Consider the following 22,181-nt stretch of genomic DNA (forward strand, 5'->3'; position numbering starts at 1 on the left):
CGCAGTGAAGAGCTGGCCTAGTCTCCTGCGTTATCACAAGATATGAAACTCCGCTTTCCATCAGGACGGCGGGGTTTTCTTTTCCTCTGACACACTCTCAAGACTTTGGGCTTGACCAATTTTAATTATTATATAACCATACGGTTATGCAACAGGTGAACCAGACACCCCAACCAGAAAACCTTGATGCCGTGTTTGCAGCACTGGCCGATCCTACGCGCCGTGCAATCCTGACCCGGCTCGCCAATGGAGACGCATCGGTCAACGAGCTGGCTGAGCCATTTTGCATGAGCCAGCCTGCCGTCTCAAAGCATCTGAAGGTTCTGGAACGGGCAGGGTTGGTTGAACGCGCCATAGACAAGCAACGCCGCCCGGCACGGCTCAAAGCTGAGCCCATGCGTGAGGCGGTAAAATGGCTGGAAGAGTTTAGCAAGTTCTGGTCATCCAGCTTCGATCAGCTGGATGATCTTCTGGAGGAATTGAAGAAATCCGAGAGTTGAGGAGGGAATTGGAATGAGTGAACTACCAACCTATGTACTGGAACGCACCTTTAACGCCCCGCGCGAGCTGGTTTGGCGTACATGGACCGAGCCGGATCTTATTTCGCGCTGGTACGGTCCCAACGTGGAAAGCATCGTCCACCAGCTGGATGTCAAACAAGGCGGCCTTTGGCTGCATGAGATGAAGTGGGGAGACAATTCCAACTTCCAACGCGTTGAATATACAGAGGTCTCAAAACCTTCAAAACTGGTATGGCTGCACGCAACGTCTGACGCTGACTGGAATGTGATTGCCAGCCCGATGATGCAGGACTGGCCGCGTGTTTTGCTGACCACCGTCACCTTCGAGCAAGACGGCGACCAGACCAAAATGCGCCTCACATGGGTTCCCCATGACGCCACAGAGGCCGAGATAGCCTGCTTCGAGGCAGCCATCGGCGGCATGAACCAAGGCTGGAATGCCGGTATGGGCCTACTGGAAGAACTGCTCGCCGAGCTTCAGGCAAGTTTGACGGCGTAAGTTGTGGTGGAGACCTCTCCTCAGCCCCGACCTCTCCCTTGGAGGCGGGGTTTTTTCTTGCGCGGATTGTCGCATTCTGCCCCTCAGGCAACAGCTTATGCGCAGAAATGTGCCCTATCGGAAATAATATAAGTATTTGCTCTCATTATATTTTTGCATATTACCGAGCGGAATAGTTCAAAATTTAATTTGTTATTAGTAAGTGCACCATACCCCTAAAACTAACAGTGGTATTCTCAGAAAATACCCGCAGCGGAAAATAAGAATAGCAACGGGGCACTTATGCACTTTTCCGGAATTAACCTGACCACCAAAATAGCTTCAACCGTTTCATTTACCATTGTCGTAACAATCGGTGTTCTTGTGCTGGCCGCAGACCTGTTACTCTGGGGTACGCTGAGCGATGAGGTGGACAAACGTCACAATATCAATCTTCGCATCGCGGCTGCACAGTTCCAGCAGGAACTCCCATCAGCAACCGTGAAGCTGGATCACAATTCTAATGTTGCCAAAATCATCACAAATGATCCTCTGAGCTTTTCAGGGAACGATCTTGTTGACCAGATTGGGCATCTGACTGGCGAGACCGCAACTGTTTTTGTGTGGGATGACGCAACCCAGGATTACTGGCGCAAAACCACCAACATCAAAAACAAGAAGGGTGAACGCGCCGTCGATACACCACTCGGCAAAACTGGCAGTGTTTATCCAATTATCAAGTCTGGCAAGACCTTCCGCGGTGAAGCCGACATCCTCGGCATGGCCTATTACACCCTGTACCAGCCAATCTTTGACAGCAACAATCGCGTGATTGGTATTCTTTATGTAGGCGTTGAAAAATCCCACATTGAAGCGCAGGTTGATAACGTCACCTGGAACCTGCTCTACGCCGCACTTGGACTGGGGCTTGTTCTTGTTCTGATGGCCTACTTCGGCTTCAAATTCATGCTGAAGCCGATTCCTGTGATGACGAAGGCCCTGCGTGATTTGTCCGAGAACAAGATGGACATCAAGATTGCGTATTCCACCCGCTCTGATGAGATTGGTGAGATGGCGCAAGCGATCGAAGTTCTGCGCCAGAACAACGTAGAGCGTATTCGCCTGCAAGAGCAAAGCGATGAGGAATCCGGTGCTCGCGAGGAACGTCAGAGCCGCATCGAGAACCTGTTGAGCCAGTTTGGTGCCGAAGTCACGCAAGCACTGCAGAGTGTGGATCAGCGTTCTGCGGAAATGGAACACACCGCCACCCGCCTGACCGGCATTGCAGAGGATTCTGCTCTGCGTTCCAACTCCGCTCGTGATGCCTCCGAAGAAGCCTCAGCCAATGTGCAGACGGTTGCGACCGCAGCTGAAGAGCTGAGCGCCTCCATTGAAGAGATCAGCCGCCAGTTGGGTGAGACCAACCGTGTGGTGGGCGCCGCAACCAGTGGAGCAGAAGAAAGCAGCCAGAAGGTTCAGGCACTTGACAGTGCTGCGCAAAAGATCGGCGAAGTCGTCAACCTCATCCGCGATATTGCAGAGCAGACCAACCTGCTGGCGCTCAACGCAACCATTGAAGCAGCACGTGCTGGTGAGATGGGCAAAGGCTTTGCAGTTGTTGCCTCCGAGGTGAAGGAGCTGGCGACCCAGACCTCCAAGGCAACCGAGGAAATTTCAGCACAGATCTCAGGCATCCAGAACTCCTCCAAGGAGACAGTGGAAGCCATTGTTGGCATCAGCGACACAATGAGCGAAGTGAACAAACACGCCACCTCCATCGCCAATGCCGTTGAACAGCAGGGATCCGCGACCATGGAGATCAGCGAGAACGTTCAGATGGCAGCGCAGGGCACCCGCAGCGCAGCACACAACGTGAGCGAAGTGTCTGTGAAAGTGACGGAAACGCAGGAAGCTGCCTCTCAGGTGCTTGACGCATCGCAGGCAGTTGCATCCAACGCAGCGCTCCTGCGCAAAACCATCAACTCCTTTATGGATGATATTCGCGCAGCCTAAGCACTATGCCTCTTAGGAGCGTAATGACTTGAAGAGGCCCTGCATTCCATTGGTGATGCAGGGCCTTTTACATTCAAACGAAATGATCATCGCCCGTTCACTCACCTGTTTTTACAAGTGAGGCACTGACAGACCAGCTGGAGCACACATGAAAAACCTCAAATCGAAACTCCAGCTAATGGCCTGTACGTTGCTTGCGAGCGTTAGCTTATCACTGACGAGCGGTTATTTCACAGCCGCCTTAGCGTCTGATCAGGACCTGATCCTCATTGCTGCGCCATCCATTGCTGATACCTACGATGATCCCGAGTATGCAGCGCTGTTTCAGGATATCGTGGATTTCGACATCGCCTACGCAAATGCTGTTTATGGCAACGACGAGGTGCGGATCATTGTGGATGCACAGACTCGGTCTTACTTTAAAGGCAAGGTGCCGGACGAGGTTCTTATCAATGACTATCTCCCGCATATTTGGGCGCGGGATTACACCGTCATCAACCCAGGCAAACCAGTTCAGTTCCGCTATACCCCTGTCACCTTTGAAGGGGATCAGGCGGTCGCAGATGAAATGCAGGGCGGCTTCAATGCCTTTGCCAATGCGAAGGGGCTGACATTTTCTCAAACTGACTACCTGTTGGATGGCGGCAACATCGTTGATAACCACGCATGCCGGGTGATCACCACAACGCGCTTTCTGGAAGACAATGACCTGTCCTATGAAGACGGCAAGGCGGTTTTGAAGGAGCTGCTGAACGCTAAGGAAGTCGCGATTTTGCCTCCCGATGAAGAGGTGATGGCTCACAGCGATGGCATGGTGATGTTTGCGGAAGACAACACCATCATCCTCAACCGCTACGACGACCCCATGAGGACCGAGATCACCAAGGAACTGGAGGCATCTTTTCCAGGCATCAAGATTGTTGAAGTGGACGCCATGTGGGATGAAGATGATCTGTCCAGCGCCTGCGGGGTCAACGTCAACGCGACGATGACCAGCAAATTCATCTACATGCCGCATTTTGGCAACCAGAACAGCGATGAAGTGCTGGAGACCATCCAAGCCAACACCAGCAAGACGGTTATTCCGGTGCCAGCCAACAAAGTGTGTAAGTTGGGCGGCTCAGTGCGTTGCCTCACCCTTCAGCTGAAAGGCAAAGCAGCACAAGCAATTCTGAGAGATTAGGTCAGCCAACACAGGTCACTGCTTTGCTGAACTCAGAAAATCTGGTTGATTGCATCCAGAAGGCCCAGTGTCGCTGTTAGCAGCAAAAAACCACCCAAGCCTGGCACAATCCAGTTGAACACCTTGCTTTCATCAAAGACCTGAAGCGAGATCTGTCCCAGAAAGCCGTAGGCTAAAAAGCAGATCAGAGCGATCAGCCCAATGGGCAGAAAAACAGAGCTCAACGCCCCAACGCTTGCTACAATTTCGCTGTTAACGAACTGCGGAAACAACGCCACAAAAAACAGGATTGCTTTTGGGTTGAAGAAGGCAATGAGAAATCCAGTCTGAAATCCCTCTGTCGCTTTGGAAAGCTGTTTTTCCGGTCCTGCAGTATCCAACCGAAAGCTCCTGCCGTGGCGAATAAAGATGTAGCCGATATAGGCGATATACAGCGCTCCAACCGCCTGCACTGTGAGCAGAACCCGAGGTTCCAGCGACACCACGGAGCGGAAGGCGAAAAAGGCAATTAACGCTTGCCCTAAAGAGGCGGTGACATTCCCCAGTGCGGGTGGAACAACACCGTTCACGCCTCCCCGGGCGCCCTCAGCAAATGCAAGCGCCATGCTGGGGCCGGGGATGATCGACACAGAAAAAATAGCTATGCAATACAGGATGAGTTGGTCTGCACTCATTTAAATTCTTTCAATAACATTCTGGCGATTGTTCGCGGTGTTGTCGTGACTGATCACACCTGTTTGAATCGCCTCTCCAATTTTAAAACCTTCATGGATGTAGTCATCAATAACTTTTTGGCCTTCTTCCTTTTTCAGGAGCCTGACAATATGGCCCATGAACACGTCCCCTAAAATGGAAAGACACTATTCATGTTCACCCTCAATAATCAGGGCTTCATCGACTAAATCTTGTAATGTCGAAATCTGAGCAGCATCCACGTCTCCTGCGTCGAGCATGGCTTGGAGACGGTCATTTTTCAAGCCTTCATAGAATAGCGGAAGGGAGGCTTAGAGTATCCTTATCTACTCTTGCCTGAATAATACTCTTTGGTTTCCGCACTACTGTTCACAGCTAAAGAGTTTTCACGGCTATTCCGGGTCTTTTTTCTTTGCAATCACCAGCTGACCGGCGATTGGATGTCCTTGTTCCAAACGTAGGACCATTTCAGTGCGATCAAGGAGTTCGAGATTGTTTTGCTTCAGCAAGTTCTCAAGGTAATCCTGCGAGTGGGCATAGCGACAGTACTTTCCCATGAGATAAGGCTGGCCGCCAAACGCCTCTTCCGGCTGGGTCTCCGTTGAAAAGAGGAAAATACCACCGGGAGCCATGTTTCGGGCGATATTTAAAAACATCTCATCCAAAGTCCCATTGTATGGAATGACATCTGTCGAGATCACAAGGTCCCAGGGCTCATGGCGGCTTTGCTTCAGAAACTGAGTGATCTCGCCTTCATGCAAGACATCATAAATCTCTTTCTCTCTTGCTTTCTCAAGCATCTCCGCAGAAAGGTCTAAACCGATTTTGTGAGTGACCTGATCCTTGAGCACCTCACAGCAAAGTCCTGTTCCACAACCAAGGTCCAGCATTCGCTTGAAAGGTCCAACCTCAAGCGCAGTCATTCTCTCCTTAACTTTTTCGGGGAGGGCGTACTTCAGGCCGTCCAGCAGCCTTTTGTCATAGGTCTCAGACATTTGGCCAAACAGCATCAACACATGGGCCTCGGGCATGCAGCTGGGTACATTGCCTTTGCCAATGGCTGCCAGATGAAGTGAAGCACCAACACTATCATCTGGATCATTGCGCAGAATGTGCTCAAAGGCCTCTGCTGCTTCATCAAATTTGCCTGCAGCTTCCAAGTCTAAAGCGTTGTTGAGCTCAAAAAAACTGGAAAGAATATCTGCAACCGGATCAAACTGATTTTCGTCGTCAATACCATTCTTCATGACTACAGCTCTCTGGTTTAATTAGAGCGCAGTGAGACATAAAACACTTAATTACCTATCCGAACAGTCCAGTTGATCTTTCGAAAACTGTAATCAGTGCGCGATTGGCTGCTAAAGTTTCATGCTCTTGATCTCACGAGGAAACTTGGTCATATCGCAATTTCAAAATGGAATTTGAAGAGGCTCTAAGAGCCTTGAGAAGGCGGGAATGTATTCGCGTCGAGGCGGGGGCGTCAGTCCACAGTACCGCGGACTGACGCTATATTTGCTTAGCCGAGGATTTTGCCAAGGCTCATGGCAACCATCTTGTCGCCGCCGATTTTGATCTTGCCCATCATCACAGCTGTCATCGGGTTGACGGAACCATCCACCAAGCCTTTGAAGGTCTTCGCAGAGCAAGAGATTGTGCAATCAGCCTCTGCTTCTTCTGCGCGCGCGCCGTTCTCGTCGACGATGATGAAGCCCTCATCCTTGATGTTGAGCGCAATCGATTTTGACATATCGACGCCATCAAGTTTGCCGTTGATCCCGGTTACGATCTTCTGGATGAATTCGGACATCTGTTCCTCTGGCTATTTTCTGTTCAGGGAGGGCAGGACCCTCCCAATTGTTGCAGCTACCTAACCTTATTGCCTGCAAACTACAAGCGCCTCAATGGTCTAGTATAGGTTAACCGCTAAACCAATTCGTCATAGTGCCAGGCAATATGGTCTTGCATAAAGGATGCAATGCAATAGTAGCTGTGATCGTAGCCACCATGCATACGCAGAGTCAGGTCAACGCCTTCGTCACGGCAAGCCTTTTCAAAGACCCAAGGCTTCAGCTGTTCTTCCAAGAACCCATCGGCTGAGCCCTGATCGATCAGGATGCGGCCTTTCCAGCCGCGAGACTTGACCAGCTCACAAGCATCATAGTTTGCCCATGTGGAACGATCTTCTCCGAGGTAACCAGAGAAAGCCTTCTCACCCCATGGGCAGTTAATTGGGTTCACAATCGGTGCAAACGCGGACACGCTTTTGAACAGGCCCGGATTTTTCAACGCAAGAGTCAACGCGCCATGACCACCCATGGAGTGACCCGTCAGGCCCAGAGCGCTCAGATCGACCGGGAAGTGTTCTTCCAAGATCTCCGGCAGCTCCTGCGTGATATACTCTTCCATGCGGTAGTGCTTGGCCCATGGCTCCTGCGTGGCGTTCAGGTAAAAGCCCGCGCTTTTGCCCATGTCCCAGCCATCATCATCCGCCACATCGTCACCACGTGGAGACGTATCCGGTGCAACGATGATCATGCCCATCTCTGCTGCTGCACGCTGGCTGCCAGCTTTGGAGACCATGTTTTCCCAGGTACAGGTCAGACCGGAGAGGAACATCAGGGTTGGACACTCTTCACCATTCAGCGCACGGCGCGGTAGAAACACCGCAAATTCCATTGGCGTACCGGTGGCTTTACTATCGTGGCGATAAACGCGCTGCTCGCCATCAAAACAGCGCCAGCTTTGGATCAGCTCAATCATAATAGCTCTCTCACAGCGTACTTCCGAAAAGCGGTTCCGGTTTTCGGATAAGAATATGCATTAAAATGAAGGCCTAAGCAGAGCAGATGTCCGCTTAGACCTTATCAATACGAAAACCCAGAGTATGGCTTAGAACGTCACAACCGAACGGATGGACTTGCCTTCATGCATCAGATCAAACGCAGTGTTGATCTCATCCAACGGCATGGTGTGGGTGATCATGTGGTCAATGTCGATCTTGCCATCCATGTACCAGTCCACGATCTTTGGCACATCCGTACGACCACGCGCACCGCCGAAAGCAGTGCCTCTCCAGGAACGACCAGTCACCAGCTGGAATGGACGGGTGGAGATTTCCTGACCTGCGCCAGCAACACCGATGATGATGCTTTCGCCCCAGCCTTTGTGGCTGCACTCAAGCGCCTGACGCATGGTGGTTGGGTGGCCAATACACTCAAAGGTGTAATCCGCACCGCCGCCTGTCAGGTCAACCAGGTAAGGAACCAGATCGCCTTCAACTTCCTTCGGGTTGACGAAGTCAGTCATGCCGTACTGTTCTGCAAGTGCTTTTTTGCCTGGGTTGAGGTCAACACCAACAATCTGGTCAGCACCGATCAGACGCAGGCCCTGCACAACGTTAAGACCAATACCACCAAGACCAAACACAATAGCCTTACAGCCTGGCTCAGCCTTTGCTGTGTTGATCACGGCGCCAACGCCAGTGGTCACACCACAACCGATGTAGCAAACCTTATCAAACGGTGCGTCCTTGCGGATCTTCGCCAGAGAAATCTCAGGCAGAACAGTGAAGTTGGAGAAGGTGCTGGTGCCCATGTAGTGGTGAATCTTTTCACCATTGATGGAGAAGCGGCTGGACCCGTCTGGCATTACGCCTGCACCCTGTGTGGAGCGGATGGACTGACACAGGTTGGTCTTCGGGTTAAGGCAGTACTCACACTCGCGGCATTCCGGTGTGTAAAGCGGGATCACATGATCGCCCGGCTTCAGCGAGGTAACGCCTTTGCCCACTTCGCGCACAATGCCTGCGCCTTCGTGGCCTAAGATGGCCGGGAACAGACCTTCCGGATCATCACCGGACAGGGTGAAGGCGTCTGTGTGACAGATACCTGTTGCCATGATTTCAACCAGAACCTCAAAAGGCTTCGGGCCGTCCAGCTGAACTGTCTCGATAGAAAGAGGTGCTCCGGCTTTATAAGCAACAGCGGCGCGTGTATCCATATTGTGAACCTATACGTCTTGTTATAGACCCGCCGGATGTGGCGGGACCTCCCCAAAATTGATTAAAGCGGCGCACACCTCCCGCGTGTCACCCCTAAACTTGCACCAGTAACTTATAACGCGCAGAACCACGAATTGCATCAGCGAATTCAGGAGTTTTGCGTAGAGACTAAAGTTAGTAACAAACAACATATTTGAGTGCACAGAGTGGACGTCATTGCGCAATTCAATCATTGCTTTGTTGTCTTCAGGAGAAAAATATGAGTGGCATGACAAAGAGCAAGATTCTCGAGTTTTCGCGCGGGTATCCGGTTTATCTTTTTGCGCTGACGCTCGCAGGCATCACGGCTTGTCTCACCTTCTACCTGCTTGCCATCTTCCCTCCTGTCGGCTTTGTGATCTTGTATATCCTGCAAGACAGGATCCCGCTCGCAACGATCATCCCTTTCATTGCAGGGCCCGCTCTACCGGCTGCCATTGTCTTTCATCTTATTCTCAGAAGAACACGGCTCAGACTCCCCGTTGGCGCCACCCTAATCAGCTATTTGGCTGGCACGAGCACAGCCATTTTGCTCATGCCCGTCATCGCAACGCCGTCAGTTACAATCCTCGAAGGTTTCCTCATCTTCATGGGTATTGCCTGCACAATAGGTTACGCGTTCGTCTATTGGCAGCGCATTCCAAAACGCTCTAAAGCAGATACTTGATCGCCAGAACGATACCGCCAAGCAGCAGTAGTGTTTCCGCTACGATAACAAACAGGTGTTGATGGCCGAGGCTGACGAGGGTTTTCAAGGTGGTCATGACGCCGAGTGCCGAGATCGCGATGACGAGGCACCAGGTGGAGGCATCCACGAGGATCAGGCGCGGTGTCTCAGGTATCCAGCCCAGTGAGTTCACCACGACCAATGCCGCAAACCCGAAGGCGAAGTAAGGAACGGGGGCTTTGGCTTCCAGAGCCGTCGTTGTGGCGTTGCTTTTGGTGTGCAACCACTTGGCGGACCACACCGAGATGATGAAAATCACCGGAAGCAACATCATAACCCGCATCAGCTTGACCACAGTGCCGATTTCACCTGCGCTGTCTGACACCGCAAACCCAGCACCCACCACCTGCGCCACATCATGAATGGTCGCGCCAAAGAAGATGCCGAGCTGTACATCGGTAAGGCCGAACATCTGTCCGATGCTGGGGTAAAGGATCATCGCGAGGGTTGAGAGGGCTGTTACAGCAATGACCGTGAACAGCGTGTTTTGCTCGTTTTCCTTGGAGTTTGGCAATACGGAGGAAATCGCCAGCGCTGCGGATGCTCCGCAAATGCCAACAGCGCCTCCGGTCAGCAATCCAAAACTGGCGGAGCGACCCAGTAACCGAGCCACGATTAGGCCAACAAACAGCATGGCCAGCACCGAGAGGATCACCAAAGCCAGCGTTTGCCAACCGAGCGCAAGGATCTGTGCAAACGAGACGCGCAGGCCAAGCAGGATCACGCCCAGGCGCAGCACCTTTTTAGCAGCAAAACTCAGGCCTGCCTGACAGTTTCCATCCTCATAAATAGAATGCACGGCCATACCAATGAGCAGGGCGTAAAGCATCACCGGCCCGCCCTGATGCTCGGAGATATAACGCGCAGCAATGGCGATCACCGTTGCAATGATAAGGCCGGGAATGATCTCACGGCCCTCTTTCATCCACTTGGAGAAGAACGGGCCAGAGCTTTCCGGTTGATCTGGCAGGCTGGAGTCGGCTGGCATAAAACTCACCCTTGCAAGTGCCTTTGGTCCCCAGTGCCTCAGTTAAGAAGCACTTCAGACACCATAAGGATGCTGCATGGTGAAGTTGTTACGCCAGCCAAAGAAACCGCCACACCCCATGGCAATTCAGGGGTGTGGCGCGATTATGTGGCTCGGGTCTATTGTGTCTCGCTGGCCTCTGCGGGCTGCGCAACACCGCCAACGAGGCTGAGTGCCAATCCCGTACACGCAATAAATGCTGTGAGGGCAAGCACGAGCCATCCTGTATATTCAACGGAAGTCACCAGACCAACAAACAAGCCGGAGAGTGGCAAAGTGAAGTTGTTGAACAGGATGATCACACCAACCGTCTTACCGTAATCTTCCGGCGGAATGATCTTCTGCCGTGCACTGCGGATGTAGACGTTAAACATGCTGTCAAAGCCAAGGATCACACAGTACCCCAACAGGTGAATCCAGTAGTTGCTCGTGAACCCGGTGATCACACCGCCAACAACCAACCCGCTGTATGAGATGATGCCGATATGAGTCAGCTTCAGACGGCTCGCACCTGTAACCAGCAAAACCGCAAAGGTGACAATCGCCCCAACGGATTGCAGCAGCGCGTAGAACTCCTCGGACTGCTCATAAAGACCAGTGACCATACTGGCAGAGGTTGCCAGTGTGACACCGAAAACCAGATTGACCAGAGCTGTGAGCGCCACAATGCGCTTCAACCCCGGCAGGTAAAACAGATGGTTGAGCGCAATGCGGAATGGCTTGGTCCAATGCCCGTCCAACGGCTTGGCCTCTTTCAACTCCACGTCACTGAGACGGCGCCAGATGGACATGAGTGCATCGGCACTGACAAACAGTGCGCCTGACATGACCACGACAATTTCCCAGCCGAACACGTTGAACAGAGCCGCGGCAATAACCGGCCCCAACACGATACAAATCTGGTCAACACTCTGCGCGTAGGACTGCACTTTGGTGAAGGTCACGTCTTTGAAGATTTGCGGCAGCATCACTTCGCGAGCCATGAACCCTTGTGTCGTGAGCACGCCTGAAAGGGCCGCAATGGCAACAATCCAGCCCACATGGGGCATAAAATATTGGCCAACAAGGCCAAGGGCACAGACCAGTGAGCGGCCTGCCTGAGAAATGCGGATCAATGTGACGGGAGAAAAACGGTCTGCCAGAATTCCGCAGACGGGAAAGCACAGAATGCGCGGCAGCGTTTCAGCAGCAAAGGCAAGGCCGGAAAGCGACACACTGCCAGTGGTTTGGAAGACAACAAGTGGAACGACGAAAAGCAGCAGTTGGTCTCCTAAACGAGAACCAAACATGGAGCCAAAGAACACAAAAACGGAGCTTTTCACTCTGTATTCCAGTCATAATTGGATGAGGAAACGAATAGTAGGGCTCGTGGCACAAGAGCAATCCGCTGAAGATCAGGGGAGGTGGGAGAAGGTCATCAGCCTAAGAGGATCAGCTTGCAGGTTGCGCCGGCGAGTTATTTTTGTGGGGCGATCTTGGTTTGAAGATCATCCAGAAAAAGAGAAACAATCTCCTTGTTTACGCGGAAATACACCCAGTTGCTGTTGCGCGTGAGCGTCACAAGACCGGCATTCACCAGCACCTTCATATGGTTGGTTGCTGTGGGCTGAGAAATGCCGAGTTTTCGAGCGATTGCTCCCAGACAAACCCCATGCTCAATCAGATCTCCATGCTTTTGCGGCGGAAAATGCGCCTCAGGGTCCTGAAGCCACTCCAGAATGGTCAACCTGTTCTCATTGGCGAGAGTTTTAAGGATTTCAATCAAGCTCATGTAAATAACATATAGTTGATAAGCTATATAGCAACATCACAATATAGCTTATCAACTATATTCAAGGTTCCGCGTTGGAGAGGGACATGCACTCTCCTCATCTCAAGCCTTCACAACACCATTGAAACAACCCGGAAAATGCGATGTTATGGCCGTATTGCTCTAAGATTTTTAGTTTCAAGAAAGTTGCTGTTGTGCTGATACTCCGCCAGATACTCTCTTACATCTGCTGCGCTTTCCTCGCAGCGCTCTTTTCAACCGCAGCTTTGTCGGCTCCGTTATGGCTGGAAGCAAAAGGGGAGGGCAGCCCAACCATCATCTTCATCAGTGGGAATGGAAATGATGCTTCGGTTTGGAAAGGCATTGAACCGCATTTGCGCAAGGTGGGTGTTCAAACCGTGGTCTATGATCGCGCCGGTTTAGGCAATAGCCCGTTATGGGAAGGGCCGTACACCGTTGAAGGCGAAGCTGAAGATTTGCAAGCAGCATTGACGGCACACGGTGTAAGCGGCCCTGTCATCCTCGTTGCCCACTCCTATGGTGGCTATATCGCAAGCCTACTGGCCGAAGATATGGCCCAGGTGAAAGGCCTTGTTTTTGTAGATGCAGGCATCCCGACGGATATGAGCCAGCAGCTGGTCGATTACGTCCTTGCAGAGTACACACCACGCTTCGAGGCACTCAAAAAAGCAGCTCCTGAACTGGCAAAAGCAATCATTCCCGTAGTGAAAGCCTACCCAACCACAGTGAAACGCATGCGCACGGTGAGCATTCCTGAGCATCTGCCTGTCATCGACATCCTCGCAGAAACGTCATGGGTACAGGACGAGAGGATCGTCAGCCAAATGCGCAAGGCCCATGCAGACTTCGTCGCCGCCTCCCCAAACCGCAGCAGCCTGTTCGCCAAAGGCAGCGGACATAACGTGATGAAAGACAAGCCGCACTATGTGATCAACGCCGTCACACGCATGGTGTAACAACTACGGTAATTGCGATATGAAACTGACGCACATCAACCTTGTCGCAAAGGACGCAAAGGCGCTTGCCGCGTTTTACCAACGGGTCTTCAACTGCGCGTACCTGCGGCCTCCAAAGGTGTTATCTGGGAAGAAAGTCTCCTGCGGCAATGGGTTGCCAAACTCCGAAATTCTCTCGATATGGCTGAAGTTTCCAGAGTGTGACACGCCTTTTCTGGAACTTCATCAGCATAAGGTCATGCTGGATCGGGACTCACCACAAGTAAACGAACCCGGCTTCGGTCATCTTTCGTTTCAGGTGCCAGACATCCACTCAACTCGCGCTGAAACCATCGCAGCTGGTGGGAGCCAGTTGGGCGAGATTACAGATTTCGGCACACCCGACAAACCACACCTAATCATCTACCTACGAGACCTCGAAGGCAATATTCTCGAGCTGGAACAGCCTTTTTCTCATGATGAAAACTGATCGGCAGCGGCCTTCAAACCACCGCCAATCAGCGCGTTTCATAGTATTTCGCTAGCTCGCAGAAACCAGTGCGAGTGCACGGATGGGACTGCCGGTTCCATCGGCGATCTTGAGTGGAGCGGCGATCAGGATGGCGCCTTTCGGGGGTAGCTTGTCCAGATTAGCGAGGCTGGCGAGGCCGTAGCGGTTGGCAGCGTGCAGCAAGTTGTGCGCAGGATAGGGTGGTTCCATCCCTCCAGCACATCCCGCATCCGTGCCAATACACTCATTACCCCAGCCGAGAATGCCTTTGGAGAGGATATACTCAATGCAATCAACGGTTGGCCCCGGTGAATGCGGTCCATTCTCATCTACATTGAGAAACTTCGCTTCATCAGTATTGCGATGATACCAATCGCTGCGCATGACAACCCATTCACCAGCATTGATCGATCCATGCTCAGCTTCCCACTCCTTCACACGGTCAGCCGTCAGCAGGAAATCCGGGTTTGCAGCAGTCTCGGCGGAGCAATCAATCACGTTGACAGGTGCAACAAAATTTTGCGGTGAGATGGTGTCAGTATATCCATATGCATAGTCTTTTCCGGTGATCCAGTGATGCGGGGCATCAAAGTGAGTACCGGAGTGTTCACCCAGTTTCATCCAGTTCCACGCAAAGAACGGTCCGTCCGCATCATACTCGGATATCTTATGAATCTCCACTTTCGGCGTGTTTTTGGCAAAGTCAGGCGGCAGTTGTAAAATGGGAGTTTCTGGCCCTAATCGACCAGAAAGATCAATCACCTCCACGTCTCCGGTAATCAGTTTTGTGCCAAGGTCTTCCAATATGCTTTTGGTCAGCATCCCTCTTTCTCCCTCCCAGAAAGTGGACGTTTTTAATATGAGAAACCAACCGTCCCGTAAGACTTCCCAGGGACCACGCTAAACACATTCATATGTATACGCAAATATTTTCCGCAGAGTAAGTCTTGCAGATGTGCAGCCACGCGCATGGGATCGCAAAGTACTCAAACCGTCTTTCGCATACTGGGAGGAGGCTATTATATTTTGCGAGGCGTAACTGTCAGGAAGCAGCGTCAATCAACGCTTTGGCTGCGATTTTAGCTTCGCCTGCCGGGTCTTTGCTGTTGCCAAAATGCGCGGTAATGATCGCGCCTTCCTGTAGCATAAGCAGTTGCCGCGCCAACGCTTCCGGATTTTTCAGAGCAGCCGCTTCAACCAGAGTCAACACACCCTCATACATGGCATTTCGCTGTTCAACGGTTTGCTGGTGAATAGGGTGGTCAGGTTCCGGATATTCCGAGCTGGCTTTGATGAACATGCAGCTCTTGAAGGTGTCTTCCTTGAACCACTCATCCAGCACATCAAACAGCGCAAGCAGTTGATCTCTGGGTTCGCTCGCCAGCTCAGCAACCCGTTGTGCAGACCAGTTGTGAAACTGCTCCTCACGCAGCTTCAGCGCAGCAAGGATCAGTTCATCCTTGCTTTTGAAATGCTTGTACATGGAGGTTTTGGAGATGCCGGATTCTGCCACCAGCATATCCATGCCCGTTGCGTGAAATCCGTTTCTGTAGAAGGTTTCCATCGCCTGTTGTACGAGTTCATCTCGTTTATTTTTGCGCATACCAACCTCTGGGTTTACTGATCAGTACATATAACGAAAAAAATATGGCCGAACAAGGGAATTCACTTTAGCCGCAAAATCAAAGGGCTTTGCTAAGTCTCGTGACGGGCATCACACACCTCGCGATTTGGTGAATTGACCAAATGAACAGATCGGTACACCTTGGCAATCAGCAACTGTACCGATCAGTAAACAATAAGAGGTAACAATATGCTCAACTTATCTATGCGCCCCCTGACGGAAGATGCGGCACTCGCAAAGGTAAGAGCTGCGGAGGATGCGTGGAACTCACGCTGCCCGACAATTGTTATCCGAAACCTGTCTCGCGATTGCATGTGGCATGACCGGAACCAGACGATCGAAGGCCGGCCACAGATTATGGGGTTCCTTTCCGCCAAATGGAAAACCCAGCTCCACTATCGCCACATCAAAGAGCTTTGGAGTTATAACCAAAACCGTTTCTCAATTCGCATTGTCAGCGAATGGCGCACCATACACAACAAGTGGTTCCGCTCCTGCGGCAACGAGAACTGGGAATTTGACACCAAAGGTTTGATGAAAAAACGGATCACCTGCATCACCGATACGGAGATCAACGAAAACGAACGCCTGTTTGCCTGGCCCTTTGGCCGCTGCCCGGATCACCACCCGGGTCTGTCCGAAATGAACTTATAACGAGCTCCACCGGAGGAATGCGTCCATCCGCTTCAAGTGCCAAGCACGGCCCCATCGACTTGGCCATTTCAGAACACTGCGGACCTATCCCAGTTCCTCCCGCTCCCCCCAGAGCAATGCGACGGCTCCTTCTACCCAAAGGACCGTCGCATTTTCTGTTCCAGCTCCCATATTCAGAGATATTCATTAGACCTCTCGGGAGTTTTCATGCCCAAAGCCTTTGCCCAGATTGCCTTTACGCCTGCTGCTCAATCTTTTCAGGACCGCTATGGCACCAAAGAAGCCTACGCTACATTTCTGGAAGGGGAGGAGTTGACGGGTCATCAAATTGAACCAGACCACGCCGCATTCATCAGCCGTATGGACGGGTTCTACCTCTCAACACTCTCACAGACTGGTTGGCCGTATGTGCAGTTTAAAGGCGGGCCAAGAGGTTTTTTGAAGGTGCTGGATGACCAGCATTTTGCGTATGCCGACTATCGCGGCAACCGGCAATATCTCAGTGCTGGAAACATCTCTCAAAACGCCCGCGTGTCTCTCATACTGGTGGACTATGAAACACAGCAGAGGCTGAAAATCTGGGGCGAGGCGCAGATAACTTCCTTGGAGGAAGACCGGGAGTTTGTGATGGATCTCATGCCTGCAAACTATAAGGCCGATCCTGAGCGCGCGATTACTATTAAAACAAAAGCACTTGAGTGGGATTGCCCAAGACATATTCCCAAGCGTGCTTCTGTAGCACTTTAAAATCGGCTGCCTTATACTTCAAAGTGCCTTGATTTTAAGGAGTACAAGCCATGCCTCATATTGTTGTTTATTCCCCTCGTCTTAGCCGCGAAAAGAAAGCTGCCTGTGTCGCAGCTTTAACCGAAGCATTTTGCACCACAACAGGTTTAGCCAGAGACCACCTCGTGATTCATCTTGAGGAACATTCATATGATAATATTGCAGTGGCTGGAAAACTGCTGACAGATACTATGCCTGAGATTGCAGTGGGTGAGAAACCACTTCAGGAAGTCAACGAGTAAGCTCACAGACCAGCGTGTAATAAGCACAACGGGTGAAAGCCCGCAGGATAAAGCTCATATCCAGCGGGCGCTCATAGTAGTGACAGGCGCAATCTAACTGTTCTTTGAGCCCGTCATTCGGATTGTTGCGTCGCTGCGCTCTAAGACCTTTGGGGAGAGCGAGATGCCAAGGCCCGGTGCGGTTGGGGCAAGCAGGTAGCCATTTTCGAATACTGGTAGACCTTCCATCAACTCGCTGTACCAGCCGAAGTAGAATGCCCGCACCATCTCCTGAACCAGCGCATTGGGCAGGTTGATGGACAGGTGCACAGCTGCGGTCAAAAGCCCTGGCCCGGTGCAGTCGTGTGGCGCGACGGGCAACTCGTAGGTTTCTGCCATGGTGGCGATCTTCTTGGCTTCTGTCAGGCCGCCGCACCAACCGATATCCAGCATGCAGACATCTGTTGCACGCTTTTCAAACAGCTCGCGGAAAGACCAGCGTGTGGCAAGGTTCTCGCTGGCGGTGACCCAAGTCTCAGCACGGCGGGCGTATTCTGCCAGTGCATCCACGTTGGTCATCTTGATCGGGTCTTCCAGCCAGAACACGTTGTAAGGCTTCAGCGCACGAGCAATCTTTTCGGCCATAGGCAGGTTCCACACGCTGTGCAGCTCCACATGGATGTCCATTGCATCCCCAACAGCCTCACGAATTTGCTTGAACGGGCGCAGACCGGCCTCCAGATCTTCCGGCGAGATGTAGGTGCCGTTGGTTTTGACCGCGAACTGATCAAACGGCCAGATCTTCATGCCGCGAAAGCCCATATCCAGCAGACTCTTTGCCAGAGTGCCGGCATCGGAGAGGAAAGCCTCCAGGTCCTCATAGGGGCCATTAGAGACAGAGCCCGTGCTCCAGTCTTCTGTGGTGTTGACCTGCTTGTCCTTCACATACTCATAGCCTGCACAGGTGTTGTAAGCGCGGATCTTGTCGCGGCTTCTGCCACCCAGTAGCTGATGCACGGGTACGCCCAGTGTCTTGCCCGCAAGGTCCCACAGGGCGATATCAATGGCGGAGGCGGCCCGCATTTCAGCTCCCGTGGAGTTGAAACCGCAGATGGGGTTGAGCAGCAGGCGGGAGATGGCATCAATCTGGGTTGGGTCACGGCCAATCAGTTCCTGACCCAGTGTTTCGTGGATGAACCCGCAAACCGCATCTGAGCCATAAAAGGTTTCGCCCAGACCAAAGCTACCCGCATCCGTATGCACGCGCACCCAGGTTACATTGCGAAATTCTTTGAGATTGATGGTTTCAATGCCGGTGATTTTCATGTTGTGTCTCGGAGAAAGGAGTTGGGGAGAGGGGATGACAGCTCAGTCAGAGGCGAGGCGGTCACGCTCGTTTTGCATCACAACGTTGGCCAATGAGTTCTCGCGGATCTCTTCGTTCAGTTCATCCAGATCAAGATCATAGGCCGCGCGGTCAATGATGCGGACAGACGCTTTTCGAGCTGCCTCCGCATCCCGCAGACGAATGGCTTCCAGAAGGTGGCGGTGGCGTTCCAGACTGTCACTGAGTTCGCTGGCAGCTTCCGTGGTTTTCTTGATCAGGACAAACACCGCTGGCATGGTGCTGCGCCCAATCTGCACCCAGACCAGATTATGAGTTGCCTGATAGATCGCCTCGTGAAACTGAATGTCATATTGCTGGAAGTGCTTGCCGCGATAGGTCAGGTCATCCTTTTGCATGGCCGCATACATGCCGTTCCACGCTGCTTCTATCTTCATAAGGTCCTTAGCGGTGGCCCGGCGCGCGGCCTCCATGGCGATGAACGGTTCAACAGACGTGCGGAACCGGAAAATCTCCCGGGCAAAGATCAATGTGTTGCCACCATACTGCGCGATCCACGTGGCCACTTGCGGGGAAAGGATGTTCCATTCCTGATAGTCTTTGACCCGTGTGCCAAAGCCGGAAATGCGCTCAATGATGCCGTGATTGGTGAAGGTTGCCAGAGCGCTGCGCATGGTGGCGCGGCTCACACCAAACTGGTCCGTGAGCTCAAGTTCCTTGGGCAGAAAGTCGCCGGGCTTGAGCTCAGCAGAGAACAACTGCCGAGCCAGTTCCTCGGTGATCTGATCTCGCAGATCCTGAGTGTATGTCGATACCATCGCGCGTCAGCCTCATCAAAAGAGCAGAAAGATAAGACGACCCTATCCATGTCTGACATACAATTAAATATGACTGACTACTTAGATGTCAACATGCAAATACCGCGCGCAACTCATCACGCAAAGCTATATTATGTCACGACACGAAGTACACACGAATGCAAATAGAGATTAATCAATACATGAGCTTGGCAAATTATAAGTATAGATCGCACACCCAACTATTACGGCACCCATATTTTTCTGCTTCAGTCGTTTGGAGCAGGAGAGATATGGATGCCGCAAATCATGTCAGAAGAACGGGGTTACATCATGTGCCCTTCCAAAACGACACTCTCAGGCATGCTTTGATCTTTGAGGCGCTCATTCTCCGGGTCCCAAAGTGGCTCATCCGGCTGTACAATTGCCTTGTAGGGCTTGCCGTAGATTTTGATGGTCAGCTCAGTTCCCGGTTTTGCCAGATCAGCCTGCACGACACCAAGCGCGATGGAAGCATTGACGCGGTAGCCCCAGCCACCGGAGGTGACTTCCCCCACCATGCGATCCCCATCCCAAATGGTGGACATATAAGGAGCGTCATACTCGCCCGCCTCCACGATCATCGTCACGAAGCGGCGCTTCGCACCTTCTGCCTGTTCTTTCAGCAGTGCGGCTTTGCCGGGGAAGCTCTGCGGCTTATCAAGCTTCACAAATCGGTCCAGACCAGCCTCCAGCAAGGTGTAGTCGGTCGAAAGGTCTCCCTTCCAGCCGCGATAGCCTTTCTCCAACCGCAAGGCATTGAGCGCGTACATGCCAAACGGTTTGGCACCAGCTGCAAGGACCGCTTGATAAATCTCCGGCATATCCTCATTGCTCGCATGGATTTCCCAGCCCAGCTCACCTGCAAAAGAGACGCGCACCAACATCACAGCCTTACTAAGCATGGTGGCTTGTTGCAGGCTCAGCCAACTGAGAGAAAGGTCTGCTTTGAGCATAGGAGCAAGCAGCTGACGGGCCTTTGGGCCGGTGACGATCAGTGTTGTTGTATCCGTTGTCTGGTCTTCCAGACCCAATTCCTCTGGCAGGCGGGCTTTCAGCAGCTCAAAGTCATGCCACTGGGCCAACGCGGCGGTGATCAGCGTGAACTCGTCTGCACCATGGCGCAGGATCGACATTTCCGTTAGGACACGGCCACGATCATCGGGGAAGTAGCCAAGGGTCATGCGGCCAACTTTGGGGAGACCTCCCGCGATCTGTCCTCGCAGCCAATCAGCGGCGCCTGTGCCCGAGAGTTTGAACCGCGAGAAGCCGGGGAGGTCCAGCACGCCAACATAGTCACGCACGGCCTCACACTCCTCACTCACCCGCTGTTCCCATGGGCCGGAGCGGGTCCATGTTTGCGTGGCCTCGTGAGAGATATCGTCGCCCGTTTGCGCAAACCAATTGGCCCGTTCCCAGCCATTGTAAGCTCCCATCTGTCCACCCAGTTCCAGCAGTCTGGTGTGGTTGGGGGAGAGCTTGCGGTCCCGACCAGCTGGCCATTCGTGATGGGGAAAGTGCATGGCGTATTCGTGACCGTAGACTTCCTTCGCCTTATCGATACAGTACTGCTTGTCTGTGTAATCGGTGTAACGTCTTGGATCAACGGCCCACATGTCCCACTCGGTCTGGCCGTGTACAATCCACTCTGCAGCCACCTTGCCAGCGCCGCCGCCCTGCGCAATGCCAAAGGTGAAGGAGTGCGCCTCAAACGCGTTGGGCACCCCGGGCATGGGGCCAATCATGGGCAGGCCATCAGGTGCGTAGGGAATAGGCCCGTTGATGTTGCGCTTCACGCCTTGCGTTCCGAGCAAGGGCACGCGGGCCATGGCATCTTCAATGTAAAACTCAAGCCGCTCCAGATCATCCGGATAAAGCTGGAAACTGAAGTCATCCGGCATCGGGTCATCTGATGACGTCCATGCCGTCCGGCAGGCTCGCTCATAGGGGCCCAGGTTGAACCCGCCCGTTTCCTGCCGCAGATAATAGGAGATATCAGGATCACGCAGCATGGGCAGCTTGCGGCCCTGTGCCTTGGTCCATGCCTCCACCTCTGGAACAGCCTCAGTCATGAAATACTGATGGCTCATGGTAACGGAAGGCACAGCACGCCCACCATACGGCTCAAACCATTCGCCAACGCGCGCAGCATAGTAGCCAGCTGCATTCACCACATATTCGCAGCGGATTTCACCTGTCTTAGTACAGACAATCCATTCCCTGCCTTCACGGCGCACGCCTGTGGCTGGTGTAAACCGCAGGATGCGGCCGCCCAGCTTCCGCGCGCCTTTTGCCAGCGCCTGTGTCACCTGCGCCGGATCGATATCGCCGTCCAGCGGATCCCAAAGACCGCCCTCCAGATCGTGCGTTTCCATAAAGGGGAAGTGCTGTTGCAGCTGGTCAGGCGTGCACATATCCATGGTCAGGCCCATGTGCTCAGCCATGGCTGCCACATGCTCAAACTCCATCATCCGGTTGTGGCTGTGGGCCAGTCGGACCGCGCCGGTGACATGATAGTTGATGGGATAGTCCACCTCATCAGCCAGCCAGCGATACAGCTCCAAACCGTAGCGCTGCATGTTCATTACCGCATAGCTGGTGGCAAAGTTGGGGCAGTTGCCTGCCGCATGCCATGTGGAGCCTGCCGTCAGCTCATTCTTTTCCAGAAGTACGCAGTCGTTCCAGCCCAGCTTTGCCAGATGGTATAGCGTGGAAACGCCGACAACGCCGCCGCTAATAATGACAACCCGCGCGGTGGTTGGGATAGACATGCGCACCTCCTCCAAAATCTATTCG

Annotated in this window: 24 protein-coding genes; 10 read left to right on the top strand and 14 right to left on the bottom strand. The window is 52.7% G+C overall.

Features of this window, described 5'->3' with window-relative positions; translation table 11 throughout:
* Nucleotides 1-146 precede the first annotated feature (146 nt).
* The 4 genes from PPL9_RS03665 (at nucleotide 147) to PPL9_RS03680 (ending at nucleotide 4,195) form a co-directional block, all read left to right on the top strand.
* Complete coding sequence (locus tag PPL9_RS03665; protein ID WP_057461380.1) at nucleotides 147-500, top strand: metalloregulator ArsR/SmtB family transcription factor; 354 nt, start codon at nucleotides 147-149, stop codon at nucleotides 498-500.
* 13 nt (nucleotides 501-513) lie between these two features.
* Entirely contained in the window at nucleotides 514-1,020 is a 507-nt protein-coding gene (locus PPL9_RS03670; protein WP_057461381.1) for an SRPBCC domain-containing protein, read from the top strand.
* Between the two features lie 282 nt (nucleotides 1,021-1,302).
* Nucleotides 1,303-3,012: a Cache 3/Cache 2 fusion domain-containing protein gene (locus PPL9_RS03675; RefSeq protein WP_057461382.1), complete on the top strand. Its 1,710-nt coding sequence runs from the start codon at nucleotides 1,303-1,305 to the stop codon at nucleotides 3,010-3,012.
* A 148-nt stretch (nucleotides 3,013-3,160) separates the two neighbouring features.
* Entirely contained in the window at nucleotides 3,161-4,195 is a 1,035-nt protein-coding gene (locus PPL9_RS03680) for an agmatine deiminase family protein (RefSeq protein WP_057461383.1), read from the top strand.
* A 32-nt stretch (nucleotides 4,196-4,227) separates the two neighbouring features.
* On the opposite strand, the gene PPL9_RS03685 is transcribed toward PPL9_RS03680, so the two are convergent.
* The 6 genes from PPL9_RS03685 to PPL9_RS03705 all read right to left on the bottom strand — a co-directional run bounded on the left by PPL9_RS03685 (nucleotide 4,228) and on the right by PPL9_RS03705 (nucleotide 8,887).
* Nucleotides 4,228-4,869: a LysE family translocator gene (locus PPL9_RS03685; protein WP_057461384.1), complete on the bottom strand. Its 642-nt coding sequence runs from the start codon at nucleotides 4,867-4,869 to the stop codon at nucleotides 4,228-4,230.
* On the bottom strand, nucleotides 4,870-5,028 hold the full coding sequence (locus PPL9_RS32280) for a hypothetical protein (RefSeq protein WP_161831198.1): 159 nt from the start codon (nucleotides 5,026-5,028) through the stop codon (nucleotides 4,870-4,872). It lies immediately after the preceding gene.
* A gap of 252 nt (nucleotides 5,029-5,280) precedes the next feature.
* Entirely contained in the window at nucleotides 5,281-6,135 is an 855-nt protein-coding gene (locus tag PPL9_RS03690) for a methyltransferase domain-containing protein (protein WP_057461385.1), read from the bottom strand.
* A 269-nt stretch (nucleotides 6,136-6,404) separates the two neighbouring features.
* Complete coding sequence (locus PPL9_RS03695; RefSeq protein WP_057461386.1) at nucleotides 6,405-6,695, bottom strand: SCP2 sterol-binding domain-containing protein; 291 nt, start codon at nucleotides 6,693-6,695, stop codon at nucleotides 6,405-6,407.
* Nucleotides 6,696-6,811: 116 nt separating this feature from the next.
* A complete protein-coding gene (gene fghA / locus PPL9_RS03700; protein WP_057461387.1) occupies nucleotides 6,812-7,648 on the bottom strand; it encodes an S-formylglutathione hydrolase in 837 nt (278 codons plus the stop codon).
* Nucleotides 7,649-7,777: 129 nt separating this feature from the next.
* Complete coding sequence (locus PPL9_RS03705) at nucleotides 7,778-8,887, bottom strand: S-(hydroxymethyl)glutathione dehydrogenase/class III alcohol dehydrogenase (protein WP_057461388.1); 1,110 nt, start codon at nucleotides 8,885-8,887, stop codon at nucleotides 7,778-7,780.
* 260 nt (nucleotides 8,888-9,147) lie between these two features.
* On the opposite strand from PPL9_RS03705, the gene PPL9_RS03715 reads away from it, so the two are divergent.
* The gene (locus tag PPL9_RS03715; RefSeq protein ID WP_057461390.1) at nucleotides 9,148-9,594 is read left to right on the top strand and encodes a hypothetical protein; all 447 of its coding nucleotides are present in this window, start codon (nucleotides 9,148-9,150) and stop codon (nucleotides 9,592-9,594) included.
* On the opposite strand, the gene PPL9_RS03720 is transcribed toward PPL9_RS03715, so the two are convergent.
* The 3 genes from PPL9_RS03720 to PPL9_RS03730 form a co-directional block, all read right to left on the bottom strand.
* Nucleotides 9,578-10,642, bottom strand: coding sequence for a putative sulfate exporter family transporter (locus PPL9_RS03720; protein WP_057461391.1), 1,065 nt, complete (start codon nucleotides 10,640-10,642; stop codon nucleotides 9,578-9,580). The genes PPL9_RS03715 and PPL9_RS03720 overlap by 17 nt on opposite strands.
* Nucleotides 10,643-10,800: 158 nt before the next feature.
* The gene (locus PPL9_RS03725; protein ID WP_057461392.1) at nucleotides 10,801-12,003 is read right to left on the bottom strand and encodes an MFS transporter; all 1,203 of its coding nucleotides are present in this window, start codon (nucleotides 12,001-12,003) and stop codon (nucleotides 10,801-10,803) included.
* Between the two features lie 134 nt (nucleotides 12,004-12,137).
* A complete protein-coding gene (locus PPL9_RS03730) occupies nucleotides 12,138-12,452 on the bottom strand; it encodes a metalloregulator ArsR/SmtB family transcription factor (protein ID WP_057461393.1) in 315 nt (104 codons plus the stop codon).
* Nucleotides 12,453-12,595: 143 nt separating this feature from the next.
* On the opposite strand from PPL9_RS03730, the gene PPL9_RS03735 reads away from it, so the two are divergent.
* A complete protein-coding gene (locus tag PPL9_RS03735) occupies nucleotides 12,596-13,429 on the top strand; it encodes an alpha/beta hydrolase (RefSeq protein WP_082596507.1) in 834 nt (277 codons plus the stop codon).
* A 19-nt stretch (nucleotides 13,430-13,448) separates the two neighbouring features.
* Nucleotides 13,449-13,898 carry a VOC family protein gene (locus tag PPL9_RS03740; RefSeq protein WP_057461394.1) on the top strand — a complete coding sequence of 150 codons (450 nt, stop codon included), beginning with the start codon at nucleotides 13,449-13,451 and terminating at the stop codon, nucleotides 13,896-13,898.
* A gap of 51 nt (nucleotides 13,899-13,949) precedes the next feature.
* On the opposite strand, the gene PPL9_RS03745 is transcribed toward PPL9_RS03740, so the two are convergent.
* Both PPL9_RS03745 and PPL9_RS03750 read right to left on the bottom strand, forming a co-directional pair.
* Nucleotides 13,950-14,741, bottom strand: coding sequence for a cyclase family protein (locus PPL9_RS03745; protein ID WP_057461395.1), 792 nt, complete (start codon nucleotides 14,739-14,741; stop codon nucleotides 13,950-13,952).
* A 220-nt stretch (nucleotides 14,742-14,961) separates the two neighbouring features.
* Nucleotides 14,962-15,522 carry a TetR family transcriptional regulator gene (locus PPL9_RS03750; RefSeq protein WP_057461396.1) on the bottom strand — a complete coding sequence of 187 codons (561 nt, stop codon included), beginning with the start codon at nucleotides 15,520-15,522 and terminating at the stop codon, nucleotides 14,962-14,964.
* A gap of 210 nt (nucleotides 15,523-15,732) precedes the next feature.
* On the opposite strand from PPL9_RS03750, the gene PPL9_RS03755 reads away from it, so the two are divergent.
* From PPL9_RS03755 to PPL9_RS03765, 3 genes are all read left to right on the top strand, one after another.
* Entirely contained in the window at nucleotides 15,733-16,197 is a 465-nt protein-coding gene (locus PPL9_RS03755) for a DUF1348 family protein (protein WP_057461397.1), read from the top strand.
* Between the two features lie 207 nt (nucleotides 16,198-16,404).
* Nucleotides 16,405-16,944 carry a pyridoxamine 5'-phosphate oxidase family protein gene (locus tag PPL9_RS03760; protein WP_057461398.1) on the top strand — a complete coding sequence of 180 codons (540 nt, stop codon included), beginning with the start codon at nucleotides 16,405-16,407 and terminating at the stop codon, nucleotides 16,942-16,944.
* 50 nt (nucleotides 16,945-16,994) lie between these two features.
* Nucleotides 16,995-17,225 carry a tautomerase family protein gene (locus PPL9_RS03765; RefSeq protein WP_057461399.1) on the top strand — a complete coding sequence of 77 codons (231 nt, stop codon included), beginning with the start codon at nucleotides 16,995-16,997 and terminating at the stop codon, nucleotides 17,223-17,225.
* A 93-nt stretch (nucleotides 17,226-17,318) separates the two neighbouring features.
* On the opposite strand, the gene PPL9_RS03770 is transcribed toward PPL9_RS03765, so the two are convergent.
* From PPL9_RS03770 to PPL9_RS03780, 3 genes are all read right to left on the bottom strand, one after another.
* A complete protein-coding gene (locus tag PPL9_RS03770) occupies nucleotides 17,319-18,530 on the bottom strand; it encodes a mandelate racemase/muconate lactonizing enzyme family protein (RefSeq protein WP_057461400.1) in 1,212 nt (403 codons plus the stop codon).
* 42 nt (nucleotides 18,531-18,572) lie between these two features.
* Nucleotides 18,573-19,367: a FadR/GntR family transcriptional regulator gene (locus PPL9_RS03775; RefSeq protein WP_057461401.1), complete on the bottom strand. Its 795-nt coding sequence runs from the start codon at nucleotides 19,365-19,367 to the stop codon at nucleotides 18,573-18,575.
* A gap of 305 nt (nucleotides 19,368-19,672) precedes the next feature.
* Nucleotides 19,673-22,156 carry an FAD-dependent oxidoreductase gene (locus tag PPL9_RS03780; protein ID WP_057461402.1) on the bottom strand — a complete coding sequence of 828 codons (2,484 nt, stop codon included), beginning with the start codon at nucleotides 22,154-22,156 and terminating at the stop codon, nucleotides 19,673-19,675.
* Nucleotides 22,157-22,181 lie beyond the last annotated feature (25 nt).

Origin of the sequence: Pseudovibrio sp. POLY-S9, from assembly GCF_001431305.1 — a bacterium.
Lineage (GTDB): Bacteria > Pseudomonadota > Alphaproteobacteria > Rhizobiales > Stappiaceae > Pseudovibrio.